General features: G+C 29.0%; 13 protein-coding genes. 4 read left to right on the forward strand and 9 right to left on the reverse strand.

What is annotated here, in order from left to right; all coding sequences use genetic code 11:
- Window positions 1-213: 213 nt before the first annotated feature.
- Together I6U48_RS21925 and I6U48_RS21930 are read left to right on the forward strand one after the other, a co-directional pair.
- Window positions 214-741 (forward strand): transposase, encoded by a 528-nt coding sequence (locus I6U48_RS21925; RefSeq protein ID WP_218322620.1) that lies wholly within the window; start codon window positions 214-216, stop codon window positions 739-741.
- A 110-nt stretch (window positions 742-851) separates the two neighbouring features.
- Entirely contained in the window at window positions 852-1,646 is a 795-nt protein-coding gene (locus tag I6U48_RS21930) for a transposase (protein ID WP_218322621.1), read from the forward strand.
- Between the two features lie 183 nt (window positions 1,647-1,829).
- Here the strand turns inward: I6U48_RS21930 and I6U48_RS21935 are convergent, their stop codons facing one another.
- A complete protein-coding gene (locus tag I6U48_RS21935) occupies window positions 1,830-3,545 on the reverse strand; it encodes a methyl-accepting chemotaxis protein (protein WP_218322631.1) in 1,716 nt (571 codons plus the stop codon).
- 340 nt (window positions 3,546-3,885) lie between these two features.
- Between I6U48_RS21935 and I6U48_RS21940 the strand changes: the two genes are divergently transcribed.
- On the forward strand, window positions 3,886-4,467 hold the full coding sequence (locus I6U48_RS21940) for a nitroreductase family protein (RefSeq protein WP_246615495.1): 582 nt from the start codon (window positions 3,886-3,888) through the stop codon (window positions 4,465-4,467).
- 183 nt (window positions 4,468-4,650) lie between these two features.
- Here the strand turns inward: I6U48_RS21940 and I6U48_RS21945 are convergent, their stop codons facing one another.
- From I6U48_RS21945 to I6U48_RS21980, 8 genes are all read right to left on the reverse strand, one after another.
- Window positions 4,651-5,172, reverse strand: coding sequence for a cysteine hydrolase family protein (locus I6U48_RS21945; RefSeq protein ID WP_218322622.1), 522 nt, complete (start codon window positions 5,170-5,172; stop codon window positions 4,651-4,653).
- Window positions 5,173-5,310: 138 nt separating this feature from the next.
- Window positions 5,311-5,448 carry a hypothetical protein gene (locus I6U48_RS21950; RefSeq protein WP_218322623.1) on the reverse strand — a complete coding sequence of 46 codons (138 nt, stop codon included), beginning with the start codon at window positions 5,446-5,448 and terminating at the stop codon, window positions 5,311-5,313.
- A 2-nt stretch (window positions 5,449-5,450) separates the two neighbouring features.
- Entirely contained in the window at window positions 5,451-6,659 is a 1,209-nt protein-coding gene (locus I6U48_RS21955) for an MFS transporter (protein WP_218322624.1), read from the reverse strand.
- 78 nt (window positions 6,660-6,737) lie between these two features.
- A complete protein-coding gene (locus I6U48_RS21960) occupies window positions 6,738-10,091 on the reverse strand; it encodes an ATP-binding protein (RefSeq protein WP_218322625.1) in 3,354 nt (1,117 codons plus the stop codon).
- Between the two features lie 137 nt (window positions 10,092-10,228).
- Window positions 10,229-11,356 (reverse strand): hypothetical protein, encoded by a 1,128-nt coding sequence (locus I6U48_RS21965; protein WP_218322626.1) that lies wholly within the window; start codon window positions 11,354-11,356, stop codon window positions 10,229-10,231.
- Window positions 11,357-11,380: 24 nt separating this feature from the next.
- Complete coding sequence (locus I6U48_RS21970; RefSeq protein WP_246615496.1) at window positions 11,381-12,355, reverse strand: phosphodiester glycosidase family protein; 975 nt, start codon at window positions 12,353-12,355, stop codon at window positions 11,381-11,383.
- Between the two features lie 18 nt (window positions 12,356-12,373).
- Entirely contained in the window at window positions 12,374-13,624 is a 1,251-nt protein-coding gene (locus I6U48_RS21975; RefSeq protein ID WP_218322628.1) for a DUF4179 domain-containing protein, read from the reverse strand.
- Entirely contained in the window at window positions 13,625-14,158 is a 534-nt protein-coding gene (locus I6U48_RS21980; protein WP_218322629.1) for a sigma-70 family RNA polymerase sigma factor, read from the reverse strand. It lies immediately after the preceding gene.
- A gap of 281 nt (window positions 14,159-14,439) precedes the next feature.
- Between I6U48_RS21980 and I6U48_RS21985 the strand changes: the two genes are divergently transcribed.
- Window positions 14,440-16,143, forward strand: a complete 1,704-nt coding sequence (locus I6U48_RS21985; RefSeq protein WP_218322630.1) for a methyl-accepting chemotaxis protein — start codon at window positions 14,440-14,442, stop codon at window positions 16,141-16,143.
- Window positions 16,144-16,408: the final 265 nt, after the last annotated feature.

Genomic DNA, 16,408 nt, shown 5'->3' on the forward strand with positions numbered 1-16,408 from the left:
TCTTCATAAATGAAATTAAAATCTATATATTTTTTAATCTCACGAAGTATTGAACTTTTAGGAATCATTTTATTATAAATATTCATTGATTCATCCGATAAAGGGTGTGAAAAAGGCTTTCTATAATCGGATGAATTAGGAATTTATTGCAATATGTACATTTTATAAGTCCGATTTAGGTATGTTATAGTGATATCAGAAAGGATGATTAGCATGTTAAGAAAGAAATCACACCCTTTATCGGATGAATCAATGAATATTTATAATAAAATGATTCCTAAAAGTTCAATACTTCGTGAGATTAAAAAATATATAGATTTTAATTTCATTTATGAAGAAGTCAAAAACTTTTATGACCCATACCTAGGTAGGCCTAGTGAAGATCCAATTCGCCTAGTAAAAGCTGAGTTGTTAAAGGTAATGTTTAATCTTAGAGGTGATGACGAACTCCTTGCAGAGATAAGCGATCGAGCTAGTTTTAGAGAGTTCCTTGACATTAATTTGGATGAAGCTTTATGGGACAGAAGCACTTTAGTAAAGTTTAGAAAGAAATTAGGTTCTAAAACTACAGATAAACTTCTTTCTAAAGTAATAGACTTATGTGCTAAACATAAATTGATAGATGGTAACCACGAAGTTATCGATGGTACCAATGTTAAAGCTAGAGCTAGGATTCTTGGAAATCGTGATAATATTTATGTTGATTCTTCTAATATAGATTCTAAAAAAAAACAAATTTAGATAGCGATAGCTATAAGGTAAATATCAATCAGCAAGAAAGTTTTGTAAAACTTAAAAGAGAATATTACCCTAAAAATGATTCCGCAAGGGAGGAACAACGTAGTAAAAAGATGGTACCAATTAGCGAGCGAGTAAGTGCTGGTGACCCTGATGCTAGATTTTATAATAAGAAGAATAATAAAAGCTCAAAATTAGGATATCAAGTTGCCTTTTCTACTGATATAAAAGAAGGAATCATAACTCGTGTGATTACTATTCCAGGTTGCAATAGTTTGTCTGAAGAAATTAAAAAACTAATAGAAATTCAAGTTGTTCCAGAACTAACCTTAGATGGTGAGTTTTCAGTTGGTGAACTGATTTCTTTAGCTCAAGAGAAAAAAATTATACTTAATGTGCCTATGAAAAATGTTGGAGAACATTATGTTTATCCTAAGTCTATGTTTAAATATAATAAGGATTTAGATGCATATATCTGTCCTGATGGAAAGCTATTAAAATGTTATTCTAAACCTAATGTAAGAAATAAATTAATATATAGAGGAACAAAAGAAGAATGCGAAACTTGTGATTTTCTTAAGAAATGTACAAATTCGAAACGTAAAGTTCGTACTATAGAAAGAAGCGAATATGATTATGCATGGGAAATTCATAGTGAATATGTTAAAAGTGATCAATACCAGCTTGGAAAGGTATTACGTGGCATAATAGCTGAAGGTAAATTTTCAGAAGCAAATATTATCTATAATCTTAACATGGCAAGACATGTAGGTTTAAAGCTTATGCATGCACAAGCTCAAATGACAGCAGTTGTGATGAATCTTAAAAGATTTATTAAAGTTATAGCAAGGAAAACTTATACAAAAAATAGCCCTCTCGGGCGCCAAGGGGAACTTCTAGCTAGTTAACATGGAAAATGACACCTTGAGAGGGTATTTATATTAATTTTAAAGTAAATATCTTGAGTTATAGGAGGGTTTAACCAAAATGAATGCTCCGCATATTACAATATGTGTATTATTAGGTAAAAAAACATATAGATTTTTTTACCTAAGCAATTTTTGCTAATCTTTTTTCACACCCTCCTATAACTATATCTTAAATTTCTGTACCATTTCATTAAGCTTTTGAGAAAGTTCTGATTGATTCTGAGCAGTTATTGCTACTTGTTCTATAGCTTTTGTAGTTTCATCTATACTATCTTTTATCATTTCAGCTTCTTTGCTTGATTTTTGTGATGTTTGTGCCATGTTTTGAATAGCTTCACTGACTTGTCCAACCATAGCTGTAATCTCTTTAGACATACTTGCAATTTCTTCAGACATTTTGCTTACAAAGTTCGAATCATTATAATACTTATTACCTATTTCACTATAATCATTAAATTGTTTATCTACATTTGTATTTATAAATTCTAATATGTCACTACCTGTATTAACACTACTATCAAAAGCCAGTTTAACTTTGGCAATAGTACTTTGAATATTTATTATTGAATCAGATGATTGTTCTGCAAGTTTTCTCACTTCTTCTGCTACTACTGCAAAACCTTTTCCATGTTCCCCAGCTCTCGCCGCTTCAATTGCAGCATTTAATGCAAGTAAATTTGTTTGTCTTGTTATGCTTCCAATTGTTTCTGCCATAACCTTTATGTTATCTACTATTTTTCCATCCTTGATTGCTTTTTGCATATTTTCTTGCTTTTCAATATATGTTGTTCTAGTATCATTAATAGCTTTTTGACTATTGCTTTTAACTTCTGTAGCTCTTTTTTTTGACTGCTTTGCATTATTGCTTCCTTCTGTAGCCTTAGAAGATAATATATTAATATTTGAATTCACTTCTTCAATAAATGCACTGATCTCTTCTGTAGCAGCTCCATATTCTTGCATAGAAGAAGCAATAGTTTCTACTGATTGATCTATTGTAATAGATTTTGAAGATATCTCTTGAACTGTTGCTGAAAGTTCTTCTGATGACGCACTCAAATCCTGTGAATTTTTTATGATAACCTTTACTAAATTCCCTACATTTTCTTGTGCAATATTTAAATCTATAGCTGTTTGTCCAAATTCGTCTTTTCCCATAATTTCAACTGAAGTTGAAAAATCATAGTTTGACAGTCTTTGAGCCAACTCTCTTATATTTTTTAATGGACTCATTATATGCTTACCTAATATGTATGTCATAAAAACAATAATTAGAAATGCTACTATTGTATAGGCCAATATTCTATATCTAACATTATTAAATTGATCTATGTTATCTAAATTAGCTTTCTCTGCAAATTTTGCATTTATATCAATGCATTCTTGTAGTTTTTCAAGTAAAGATATCTTTATTTCAGTCAGCGTAGAATTGCTAATTTTAATAGCTTCATCATAATTACCATTTTTCGCAAAGTCAATTGCATTGTTTCTTATTTCAATATATTTCATTAACTCATTTTTAAAATTATCAAAAACTCGTTTTTCTTCTGGCATTGTAATTAAGCTTTCGCATTCTTTTATATTTTTTTCATTTTTTATGTCTAGATCATTGATAACTTTTAAATATCCATCTAATTTTGTTCTATCTCTCTCAAAAACTAGTCTATTATAAGCAGCTCTCATGTCGTTAACATTTCCATTTACTTCCCCTAAGTTTTTAATAGATACTAAATTACGACTATATAATATCCTTGAACTACTATTTATTTTTGCAGAACTCAATATGCCTTCTACTCCTATTACAACTATAAAAATACAAACTATTGAAAATACTGTAAAAAGTTTTTTCTTAACACTTAAATTAATAAAAAGTTTCATCCTAATACTTCCTTTCTTCATAATATATTCTTCAAACTTTTCTACTGAAAATGGCTTAAAGTACTTTGAATCTATAAGTATAGCTAAATTATCATCATTTTTCTTACATATGCTAATATTTAACTGGTATGACCATTTTGCATTTATCACAATTTTACACCAATTTCTAATCCTTTTCAACATATTACTGGAAATTTCTATAATTATAAGCAGCATTATCCACAAACTTATGAGATTTTTTCGATTTAATTAATTTCCTTTTATATTTTAAGTAAATATAAATCGTTTAATAATAATTTTACTAAATGTAAATAATAATTTTGAAAGGGAGGTTTTAATAATGATTGAAACAACTAAGATTATGAATGAAACAATTAAAATTATAATGGAACGAAGAAGTGTTAGATCTTATACACAGGATCAAATTAAAGATACGGAATTAAAAAGCATATTAGATGCTGGTATGTATGCCCCTAGTGCTATGAATCAGCAATCATGGCATTTTACAGCTATACAGAGTAAAGATATTATACATAGAATAAATGAAGAATGTAAAAATATTTTTCTAAAATCAGGAAATAAACAATTGGAAGAAAGGGCAAAGTCACCAAAGTTTGATTTATTTTATAATGCACCTACATTAATTATAGTTTCTGGTAAAAAGGATAATATTGCACCTGAAATTGATTGTGCTACAGCATTGCAAAACATGTTTCTAGCTGCAGAATCCATTAATATAGGCTCTTGCTGGATACACGGTGTAACAACTTTAGAAAATTCAGAGAGTGGCAAGAATTTAATAAAAGAACTTGGTATACCTGAAGATTATAAAATAGTTGGTTCTGGCATATTTGGATACAAAGCAGCAGTTGCACCAGAACCTGCACCTAGAAAGGAGCATACTGTAAATATTATTAAATAAGTGCGAGAATTTAGTTATCTGAACTTAAAAAAAGGCAAGCACATAATTAAAGGCTTGTCTCTTTTTGCATCACCTACATAAAATTTACATATAATCATGTGCTTAGCTCTTCAAGGAAATTCCTCTTCAAACTTTTCTATTAAACAAAAATTCCTGCTTCAAAATAATAAATTGGAAATTTAGCTATTTCATTCTTTTAATTGTTTCTTCCAACGAAATACATTCTGCATATCTGCTATTCCACATAAATTCATTGTAATATTGATAGCTTTGTTCTGATGACATAAATTTATTATTCACGGTTGTATTTGTATGCGCTGGAACTATAATATTAAATCCATGTTCAAATCCACACTTTATAGTAGCATCAATACAATAATCTGTTTGAAGTCCTACAATTATTATATCTTTTTCCCCCTTGTCTACTAAATATTCTAATAATCCTGTCCCTTTAAAAGCACTGTTAACCTTTTTATCAAATATTTTCTCACCCTTCATCGGTTGAAACTTTTCATATATTTCAAAGCCTTCAGTTCCTTTTGTTAATTCATTTTCTATTCCATCATCATGACGTACATATATTACTTCAATATTATTTTCCCTAGCCTGATGTATTATTCTTTTGATATTAGATACAAACATATCAAATTCGTGTAATTTTTCATTAGTTATTAACTTTTGTGTATCAATTACTAATAAAACCATTTTAATCTCCTTTTCAAATTATGATTTACCTTTTAATAAATTATAAAATATCTTGTAAACATAACACTGTTTATTTTTCTCATTAATTCATCAAATTCACTAATTGAAATTTAACGTCTATATATCTTGTTATCTCCCCTAATATGTTCTTTCCAAATGTAAATTTGCATGAATATCTAAAAATAAAGATTTCGCTTGAGATATCTTATCTTTCTTGCGAATAATCTTAACTAATTCTTTGTGTTTTTCACTTAATCCTTCTCCAAAATATTTCATCCTTATCCTCTTGATCTGCGTTGAAACATCGTTGTCCCTTCTAATACACTTTTTAGCTTTCCAAGAAAATACCCGGATATTAATGGCAATAAACCTATCACTATTAAATATATTTTTAATATGCTGTAAGAATTTTTAAAGGAATTTAGTAGAAATACTAATATAGTAGAGCTTATGACCCTTCCACTATTAAGGACTATGTCCTTATTAATCATATACTCTATCCTGAAGTTTTCTTCATTAGTCTTATTTATGACATTAAAGGTAGAGGAAGATAGCTGTATAAGAAAAAATGGAATTGCAAAGGCATCCAATACAGTATATATAAATAATGTATTATTCGTTATTTTTACCACCAATGCTGCAATAGCCAAGAACGTACCTATTGTTCCTATATATATTGAAACTTTCCTATAAGGTGGTTTTATTACTTTCTGTACAAGTATAAAGACTGCTGAAGAAACCAGTGAAGAAATTAATGCAAACTTTCCTAAGGAAAGTTCACTTCCAGTAGTCTCCATTATTAATATATTTACTATGAAAACAATAATTACATCTCTAAATGCCCAAAAGAAAGTGGATATTCTAATAATACCCCATTCATCACAATTTCTTGAAAATATCTTTTTAAAATTAAGTTCATTTGAGTAATTTTTGCATTTTAAAGCTCCACTTACTAAAAACAAAACTAAAAATATTATAAGAGTGAGTAAAAAAACTACTCTATATCCCTTCAATCCACTAAATCTGCTGATTATATAAGCAGAAGTTATAGGTGCTATAGCCGCTGAAATTCCTGAACAGCTTCCATTAAATCCGTTAAAAGTGTCTCTATTATTTACATGGGTAAAATCGAAGCTTAATGTATTAAAAGCCAGCCAATAGAAACCTATTGCCATTCCAAATATAATTCCTAAACAATATATGTAAATTATGCCCTTATTTCCTATAAATAGAATAAGAGCATAAAACACTGCATACATCAATAACCCAAGCCTTAGTGACCAAATTCCATTTTTCTTTTTTGCAAGTATTCCAGCTAATACAAAGGTTATGGGGGTAGTAATATAATGAATTAAATTGTAAATTACTATAACTACAAAGCTACTAGTTTCTTTCCAAAAAAATACACTGATAAAAATTCCTGACAATCCCATGGCAAAAGAAAATAGTGCACTCACAATTAGCAAAATTTTAGCATTTCTACACATAAGGTCCTCCATTTAATTTTGTTAATACCTTTTTATTATGTGCTTAATCTGCTATTCTATTAGTGTTTTTTCAATATATTATTCATATATATCCGAAAATTCAATCTGGACCCGCTCTATGTATTTAGATGTCGAATCTGTATAACATTGTTCAAGTTCTTTTTCCTTTTCTTCTTCCACAAGCTTCACCGGAAGTTCTATTATGAATTCACTGCCTTCTTCTAGCTTGCTTTTTACATATACTACACCGGAATGTAATTCTACCAGTGATTTGACTAGTGACAGACCAATTCCACTTCCTTCGCTTTTTCTAGAAAGAGATCTGTCCACTTGAGCAAATCTTCCAAATATACTTTCAAGTTTATCCTCGGGAATTCCTATTCCAGTATCCTTAATTGATAACTTAATTTTATCGTCCAAATCATAAATATTAACTAATATACTTCCGCCTCTATCTGTAAATTTAATAGCATTTGATAATATATTTAATACAATCCTCTCAATTTTATCTGCATCAAAGGCCATATATTTTTCTTCTACTTCTGTATCAAATACCAGGCTTATACCCTGTGACTCAATATAACTTACAGCAGATAATGTTATCTCTTCAATTACATATACTATATTTCCATTAGATAAATTAAGTGATAAATATCCTCCATCTATCTTTGTAGTATCTATTAAGTTATTTATTAATCTTAGAAGCCTTAAAGTATTTTGGTTCATGATTGTAAAATATTTATTTATATCATATTCGTTAATGTTTCTATTTGAGCTTATTGATTGAAGTAGCTGTATTGAACTCCATATAACGTTTAAAGGAGTTCTCAACTCATGAGATATATTAGCAAAAAATTCAGTTTTTATCTTATCGTACTCTAGTACTTCTGAAAGTATTCTTTTATTTTCCTCAAAGTTTTCGCTTAACTCTTCTACCTGCTTTGTAGTGTCATCTATCTGACATTGAAGTTGAAGTTTTTCTTTAGCCAAGTGCTTCAAATCTATTAATGTTTTCACCCTAGCTAAAAGTTCAGAACGTTCAAAAGGCTTTTCTAAGTAATCATTGGCCCCACACTCAAAAGAAGCAACTAAACTTTCAGTACGATTATCAGCTGTCATCATTATAACTGGAAGTTCAATTAGCGAATACTTTTCTCTTATTAAACTGCATATTTCAAAACCTAACATATCTGGAAGCATTATGTCTAGAATTATGAGATCTAAATCTTTGTCATTAAATACTTTATCTATAGCCTCTTTACCATTAGCAGCAGTAATAACTGTATAATGTTCATACTCTAGAAAATGTTTTAACACGCTTATATTTATTGGTTCATCATCTACGACTAATATCCTTCTATTATTTTCATTTGTTTTATTCTTTATCTTCACATCTTCTTCTAAAGATTCTATCCCATTTTCAGGCTTCTGTTCTGTATATATTTTGACTTTATTAAAAACATGATGTTTAGGTAAAGTAAACATAAATCTTGAACCCTTATTAAAGACTGACTGTACCTTTATTTCTCCTCCATGAAGTCTTATAAGTTTTCTAGTTATATGTAATCCTAGTCCTGTTCCTCCATATCTATTATTTATTTCATTATATTGCTCGTAGGGTTCAAATATTTTATCAAGTTTATCCTCAGGGATTCCTACACCTGTATCCTCTATAGCAATCTCTATGTAATCATCTTTCTCTTGAGCTGACACTATAACCTTACCTGTCATAGTAAACTTAATTGCATTTCCTATTAAATTATATAATATTTGTTGTATCCTATTCTCATCTCCATAAATACTTGGAAAATCAACACCTATATCATTAACAATTTTCAGACTCTTGTCTCCAATAAAAGGCTCGCAAAACTTTATGACTACACTGGTCAGCTGCCTTAGATCTATTGTCTTCATTTCAAGAGTTATATCATTATTTTTAAGTCTTGAAAAATCCAGAATGTCATTTACCAAATTTGACAGGCGCTTTGCACTTGCCTCTATTAAAGCAAGGGTTTTCTTATTATCTTTATTTAAACCTTCTGATGCATCCAAAGATAAACTTTGTAAAAGTCCTATTATACCATTTAATGGTGTTCTTAACTCATGGGATGTATTTGCAAGAAAATCATCTTTTAATTTATCGATAGATTTAAGCTTTTCACTCATTTCTTCAACACTAGAAAATGCCATTGAAAACTTATCTGCTAATATATAAGATTGTGCAAGAATAAAAATAAGCATTCCTAATGGAGCATAGGATTCTGTTTGAATTAGTGAATACTCATACAAAATATCATTAACTCTTGTTGTAAATAAAATAAATATTGATATTATAACCATAGAATATCCCTGACCTTGAATAAAATATCTATATGCCAATTTATATAAAATATACAATAGCAAAAAACTTGATATTATTTCAAAAGGGAATATTATACTGTTATAGTCCATTGGAGGTAGGAATAATATAATTATAAAATATACTATTCCTGAAACTTTTGAGAATCTAACTACATTTTTAGATATAATCCCAGCATAAAAACTGTCCATAAAAAGCACGAGCACAGGCATATACAGGAAAAATGTCCATAAAAGAAGCTTTGTATTTAGAATATAATTCATATTGGGAAATATAGTATAAATCAATCTCTCCCCAACTAAGATAGTTCTTAAACCCACTAAAGTACAAACTATTGCAAAGTATAATGGAGCTCTATTTTTCTTTCTTCTAAAAAACATAGCAAAATGATATATCGCTGCTACTACCGTGCTTCCAAAAAGAAATAAGTCAAACCCAATATTTTTTGCCCTATAGTCACTAATTTGATTTTCTGTTCCTAACAGAATATTATCAATCTGTCCAGTTCCATAGTAAAAATTGCTGGTTTGAAGAATTATTTCGAGTTCTCCAGTATTATCATATAAAGCACCTGTCTTAGTTGCAACTTTTGGTTCCATTTCCTGCTTAGACTTCCCAACCTTACCACATTCTTCAACAACTTTTCCATTGATCCACATTTTCTGTGCTGATTGGATAAATTCTGTTTTTATTGCATATAAATCTTCAGCTTTATTAGTAACAACTCTTAATCGATAAGTGGCATAGCCTTTTTCTCCTAATTGTCTACCATTATAGTTGTAACCATTAAAATTTCCCGGAATATTAATAAATCCAGTTTTTACAATACCATTTTTAAAATCCTCTGGAGTCAAAAGTTTATTATAATAGAATTCCCATTGTCCATCTAATCTAACAATTCCCTGTTTTTTAAAGTCCCAATTTCTTAAATCTAGTATACCCTCTTTAGCTATTGGCTGTTTTACAAATGCTTCTGTATTTTTATTAATAAACATCCAAAATAAAGCTAAGAATATAACTAATATTGTAGATAAAAAAACTACTCGAAAAATAGCATTCTTAGGCTTCTGCATAAAAATCTCCTTATAATCTATATTTAATATAGCTAAAAATATTTTATCAAAAATCCAACCATTTTTCTACCAAATGTAACAAATTTCTTCATTTATTAAGGATAAACATATTATTCCATAAAAATTCATTGCTACAGTTACTTTAAAGGGGTTCTAATTAATTTATTATCATAAAGCGTATATATGTACTGATCACATATTTCCACAAAATTCCCCTTATATTTAGTTTCAATATTAGTTGCTATGTTTTTAGCAACACCATTAGCATCATTCTTTATGTACATATTTCCTTCTTTCGTTATTGCTATGTCTTTTCTATCTACCGATTCTTGTAACTTCAAAGCTTTCCATTGATCTGTAGGTGTTTTTAAATCTCCATATATGATGCTGCTTACCTTATCGTTTTCAACTGTTCCAACATATATTCTATCCTCATCGTCAGTAGCGAGTAAGAACTTTTTATTGTCATTTTCAAATTGTATGTTTAAATTTTTAGTTACTTCTTTTTCTGTAAATTTTTCTGTATCTTTTTCTTTAGCTTTTTTGCTAGCTGAAGTTTTTACTGGAGTTTTCACTGTAGTTTTGATTAAATTCTTAATTTCCTCATTTTCAGCATCTTCGTAAATCAAATTTGTATCATTATGTAGCATTGAAATATATCCTATCATGTCATTGGAAGTTCTCATTTTCTCAACTTGATTCATAACATTTATCTTATATACTTCACTTGTACTATCCTTATGTGAAATTTTCACGTACATTACATGGTTAGCTGTTGATAAAGTTATATTATCAACCTTGTCATTTTTATTATCTATCTCAATTTTTAATGTCTTAGTATCAAAATCTGTCAATTCTCTTTTACTGTTTTTATCTGCATCATAAGAAAAAAAGGTTACCTTATTCTTTATATCCTTTTCACAAAGCAATAACAGATTGCTGTCTGGCAGCCACTTTGAGTAACAAATCTCCGAGTTGCTAGAAGAATCAATAGTAGAATCACTTTCATCTCTAGTATTAGCTATTTTTAAAACTTTGTTTTCATAATAAGATACATACTTTCCATCATAGGAAACCTTTATATTTTCTGCATCATCTGGTATCTTAACATCGTTATAAGTTTTTTTCACTTGCGTGGGAACACTTTTCACTTCACTGTAAGTATCTAAAGATTTAGAATAAATATGATTAAGAGAAAAAAGCATTGCAAATTCAATAAAAGCAGCTATTGAGCTCCAAATTAGTATCCTTTTAAACTTTTTCATTTTATCACACTCCATAAAGTATTTTTAAGGTTCTACATATAATGCTGTTGGTACAGTTCTTTCTCCATCCCATTCATTAGGACTATTAATTATTTCGCCATTGTAATACATTGTTGTTGAATATCCTCCATCTAATACTCCAGCATTTAACGCACCATGTTTTAGCATTATTTCTTGCAAATCATAGAGACTTGCTCCTATTTTAACTAAATTTTTTCTCCCATCTGCAACCAAAAACAATACTGTACCATCTTCCTTCTGTCCCACTGCTGTCCTTGGATTAGCTCCATCGCACTGTTTATCAGTTATTTGTCCTTGACCATCTATAACTAAAGTTGGAGCTGGAAAACAAACTGCTTCAGTAATATCTAAATTTTTAAGTTCATTTATATTGTGATATCCTACTACTAATTTTCCTTTACTTGTAAAAGCTACTACATCTTGCTTTGTATCTTCATCACAATCTTTATAAATAACTTGTCCTTTTGAAATGACAAATCCTCCTGGAATAGCTCCTACTCCAGCATAATTTGTATCTACAAAGGAACCCCCATTTATTGCTGCCACTGCCTTCTTATCCTTGGCCATTTCGCTAGTCTTCTGTCCATTTTTGCCTAAATATTTACTATATGTAACCTTTACTCTTGTAGGATCTTTAATCTCTAAAAGATATGCATCAAATTTAGAAGTATTTATATCATACTTTGTTATTTCCTTATCATCTTTATATTTCACGTCAATTTTATCAATATCTTCACTACTTATCTCTTTTGAAGCAATAACCTTTTTAGATCCTTCTATCTTTTCTATTTCCTTCTTAGATAAAAGCATTTCTGCTACATATCTATGTCTTGAGCCAAGTACCATTCCAATTAAAGTTTTTTTAACATTATCAAAAGGTCCATAAAGTATGCAAAACGGAGAGGTAATTGCTATAAAAAAGATTATGTAGGCAATAAAAGCTGCTATTGTTTTTAACGAAAAAGATTTTTTAACCATTAAAACATTCCTCATTTCTTATTTTATTCTTATCTTTACTTCACCAATATCTTTTGAAAAGTTTTCAGATCCACTTTCATAATTTAATCGATTTACTACTAAATACAACTCCTCCGGGGAATTAAAATAACAACTCTGAAAAGTTAAGTCTAACATTTTATCAGAATCCATATCACCAACTTCAGTATCTGTTAACTTATACTTATTACCTTTCTCATCAACTAAATAAGGCAAGTTTTCATCGTTAACTAAATAAGGTAAGCTTTCATCATATTCTTTAATGTCCTGCCCTATTGAATAACATTGAGCTCCTGTAAGTTTATTTTTTCCTATGATTATCTTTGTTTCAATATGGGTAGGGTATATCTTTAAAAATTTTATGTTAAAATCTGTGTGATCCGCATAAAATTTTATATTATTATAAGCTTCAGGCCTTGTTTCTTTCAAATTTTTATCAATTTTTATGTTGAAATTCCACTCTCCATTTATACTCATTGGATTTCTGTAATACTTTGAAACAAAGCTATTATACTTTTCCTTTGAATAACTCATTTGATATGCTTCTGTAAAACTAAGTAATTTTAAATTCAATTCACTTGGCATTTTATGTCCATTTGTAGCTGTTAATTCTATAGCTCCATAAGTTTCGTTATTTTGTGAGTAATTTTTCACATTATCACCAATAGACGAAATTATGCATCTATACTTATCATTAAAGGTTAATAAAAAATCACCATCCTTTTTATATAATGTATCTGGAAGTTTGGGATAGTAGTTAGATTTACTATCCAGAAGTATATTATATCTGTCATCATATATTTTTAAATTTTGCAAAAGTAAATTCTTAAATCCTTGTTTGTCCATTTTTCCGTTTAGTGTATAAAAAATAAATGCATTTTTGTCATCAGCTATTATGCTGTTTACCGTGACCTTTATATTTTTATTGGTTTCAGATTCATTTACATCTTCTGCTAACCCTTCGTTAACTGCCATTCCTATATTTTGATCAAAGTAAAATTTAGCCTCCCTGGTTACTGAAGACCCTACAGCAACATTGTTTAGCACTTGTGCAAAAACCGGTATAAACTTAATGCTTGCTATAAATACAATAAACAAAGAAGCTACTGCTGCACTATACTTAATAATATTTGACTTAATTAATTTTTTCTTTTTATCTTTTTTAGCTCTGTCAATAGCCTTATCTATAACACTATCTAGTCTTTCAGAAACTTCTATTTGTTCAAACCCATTTTTTCGATTAGAGTCCATCTAGATCAGCTCCTCCCCTAATTCAACCTTTAATTTTTTTAGTGATCGCTGTAAATAAACTTTTATTGTTCCCTCGGGAATTTTTAGAACTCTGGATATTTCAGAAATAGTCATATCCTGAAAATACTTTAAAATAATTATACTTCTCGATTTTACATTTAATTTATCTATAGCATTATATAGATCAATAGACTTTGGTACCTCTAATGCTATATCTGATGATATAGGAATAAAGCTATCGAATTTTTCGTATTCATCTATTAAAATAACCCTCTTGTTCTTTTTTAATCTATTTATAGCACTATTAATAAGTATTCTTGTGATCCATGTACTAAAAAATTCTGGATTTTTTAGTTTCCTTATATTCATATAAGCCTTGTATACAGTGTCGCTAACGACATCTAGAGCTTCTTCTTCATCTTTTAAATATGCAAAAGCTGTCTTATAAAGTTTTTCCTTGCAAGACTTTATTAACTGGCTGAAAGCTGCATCATCCCCATTTTGAGCTTTAATTACTATGTCAATGTCATTCATTTTTTCACCTCTCTATTTTAAGAGTACCAGTGTCTGCATGTGTTACACAAATTAGACAAACACATCGCATAAAAAGTTACATAATATAAATATAAATAAAAAAAATAAGTGTATCAATAATAAAATACACTTATTTTAAAATATTACATATATTTAGAGCTTTTTAATCCACTAAAATTATAATTATAAATTTTTTGTCTAAATAGTATATATTTTGTTACCTAATTGTAACATTTTTATGCTATGCTTATTTCATAAAAAATCGAATTTAGGAGGTTTATATGATAGCTGCATTAAAAAATTTCAAACTCAAAAATTTAGTCATTTCTCTTACAATATCAGCAATTATATCTACATTAATTGTAGGAACCTTTGGATATTTTAATATGAGATCCTTAAATAAACAAGTAGGTGAGATGTATACAGACTACTTAATTCCTGTAGCTGATATTGGAAACATAAGAGCTAATTTCTGGCAGATTAAAATTGAAGTTCTTTCCAGTACTGCTAATAGTGATTTCTCATCAAAAGTCAAACCTTATAGAGATAACATGTCTAAATATCTAAGTGACCTTGAAAAAACTAAAATGGATGAACAGGAAACTAAGGACCTAAGTGATTTCAAATCAGGATATAGCTTTTTTTCAAATTTTTGGGATCAAACCACAACTGGTGCTTCCAAAATCGATAGTTCTCAAAACAATTTCAGCATAGCTCAAGTTCAAGAGCAAGAAACCAAAATAGAAACAAGTTTAAAAAATTTACAAACTCATTCTGAAGAGCTTGCATTAAAAAATAAGCAGATATGTGCCGAAGCATATAAAGCCAGTGAAAGACTTATGCTAATTATATTTGCATTATCTTTAGCAATATTTACTATGATTGCATACATAATAATTTTAGTTATAAATAAATCATCAAAAGAAATGGTAACAATTTTACAACAAGTTGCAGAAGGAGACTTCAGCATAAAACTAAACAGTAATGAAAAAAATGAGTTTGGATTAATGAATTCTGCCCTAGAAAAGACCATACTAAATGTATCTGATATGATTAAAAGTGTAAAAGATACCGCTAATAATGTAAGAGGACAAGCAAAGTCTTTGTCATCTGTTTCAGAAGAACTAGCATCATCATCGGAAAATGTTACATTATGTGTTGAAGAAGTCTCAAAATCCAATGAAGCTCAATCAGGAGAACTTCTCGATATCAACTCTGAACTAAATGAGTTTGCAAACAAAATCCAAAATATAGTAAATTCTATAAAATCTATTGATTCCAATTCAAGAACTATCAATAGTATGGCTAATGAGAGTGATTCAAAGCTCGCAGCTTTAATTGAATACGTAAATGACTTAATTATTTCATTCCGTGACTTTACAGGAAAAATGAATATATTAGGTGTTAAAATCGGAAAGATAAATGATATTACAAGTTATATTAACAATATTTCAGAGCAAACTAATCTTCTAGCTTTAAATGCAGCAATCGAGGCTGCAAGAGCCGGCGAACAGGGAAAAGGTTTTTCTGTTGTTGCTGAAGAAATAAGAAAACTAGCAGAGGAAAGCAAAGGATCAACAGAAAATATAAGCAAGTTGACTGCAGATATAAAAAATGATACTTCAGAAATAATAACTATGACTAATTCGGTAAATACTAAATTAGTTGAACAATCAAATGTGATTACAACATCATTAGATTCATTTAAACAAATTATTTCAGCAGTAGAACTTATAATTCCAGAAATTAATGAAGTAACAGTATCTGTTTCAGATTTAGATGAAGAAAAGAATAATGTAACAGAGAAAGTAAGTAATACTTCATCACTATCAGAAGAAATAAGCGCTGCATCAGAAGAGATGGTAGCTTCATCAGAAGAGTTATCTAGCTCTACAAGTGAAGTAGCAAAATCTGCTTCTATTCTAAGTAGTTCTACAGAGGAAATAATATCAAGTGTAAATAGGTTTAGATTGCAGGAGCCTTAGGGTATAATTTTAGCTTTATAAACTTTTTTGGGTATAAAAGGGACTGTTGTGATTAATACAACAGTTCCTTTAATATTGTTCCTAATAAGATTCACCATCATAGTGTAGAAGACATCCAAGTTTCTTAACTTATACTATGAGAATTACTGGTAGTGTTTAGAAGATATAAATATATTTTTAGAGGACAATTGACATAGGACAGTGAAGGTGAGTTTTCTTCCTTACGTCAGAAAACTAATTTATTTTTTTTGGATTGTTTTGCTAA

This window comes from Clostridium thailandense (assembly GCF_019207025.1).
Lineage (GTDB): Bacteria > Bacillota > Clostridia > Clostridiales > Clostridiaceae > Clostridium_AM > Clostridium_AM thailandense.

Excerpts from the sequence above, each read along its gene's own strand:
- I6U48_RS21925 (WP_218322620.1), top strand. The coding sequence starts at position 214 with ATGTTAAGAAAGAAATCACACCCTTTATCGGATGAATCAATGAATATT.
- I6U48_RS21930 (WP_218322621.1), top strand. The coding sequence starts at position 852 with ATGGTACCAATTAGCGAGCGAGTAAGTGCTGGTGACCCTGATGCTAGA.
- I6U48_RS21935 (WP_218322631.1), bottom strand. The coding sequence starts at position 3,545 with ATGAAACTTTTTATTAATTTAAGTGTTAAGAAAAAACTTTTTACAGTA.
- I6U48_RS21940 (WP_246615495.1), top strand. The coding sequence starts at position 3,886 with ATGATTGAAACAACTAAGATTATGAATGAAACAATTAAAATTATAATG.
- I6U48_RS21945 (WP_218322622.1), bottom strand. The coding sequence starts at position 5,172 with ATGGTTTTATTAGTAATTGATACACAAAAGTTAATAACTAATGAAAAA.
- I6U48_RS21950 (WP_218322623.1), bottom strand. The coding sequence starts at position 5,448 with ATGAAATATTTTGGAGAAGGATTAAGTGAAAAACACAAAGAATTAGTT.
- I6U48_RS21955 (WP_218322624.1), bottom strand. The coding sequence starts at position 6,659 with ATGTGTAGAAATGCTAAAATTTTGCTAATTGTGAGTGCACTATTTTCT.
- I6U48_RS21960 (WP_218322625.1), bottom strand. The coding sequence starts at position 10,091 with ATGCAGAAGCCTAAGAATGCTATTTTTCGAGTAGTTTTTTTATCTACA.
- I6U48_RS21965 (WP_218322626.1), bottom strand. The coding sequence starts at position 11,356 with ATGAAAAAGTTTAAAAGGATACTAATTTGGAGCTCAATAGCTGCTTTT.
- I6U48_RS21970 (WP_246615496.1), bottom strand. The coding sequence starts at position 12,355 with ATGGTTAAAAAATCTTTTTCGTTAAAAACAATAGCAGCTTTTATTGCC.
- I6U48_RS21975 (WP_218322628.1), bottom strand. The coding sequence starts at position 13,624 with ATGGACTCTAATCGAAAAAATGGGTTTGAACAAATAGAAGTTTCTGAA.
- I6U48_RS21980 (WP_218322629.1), bottom strand. The coding sequence starts at position 14,158 with ATGAATGACATTGACATAGTAATTAAAGCTCAAAATGGGGATGATGCA.
- I6U48_RS21985 (WP_218322630.1), top strand. The coding sequence starts at position 14,440 with ATGATAGCTGCATTAAAAAATTTCAAACTCAAAAATTTAGTCATTTCT.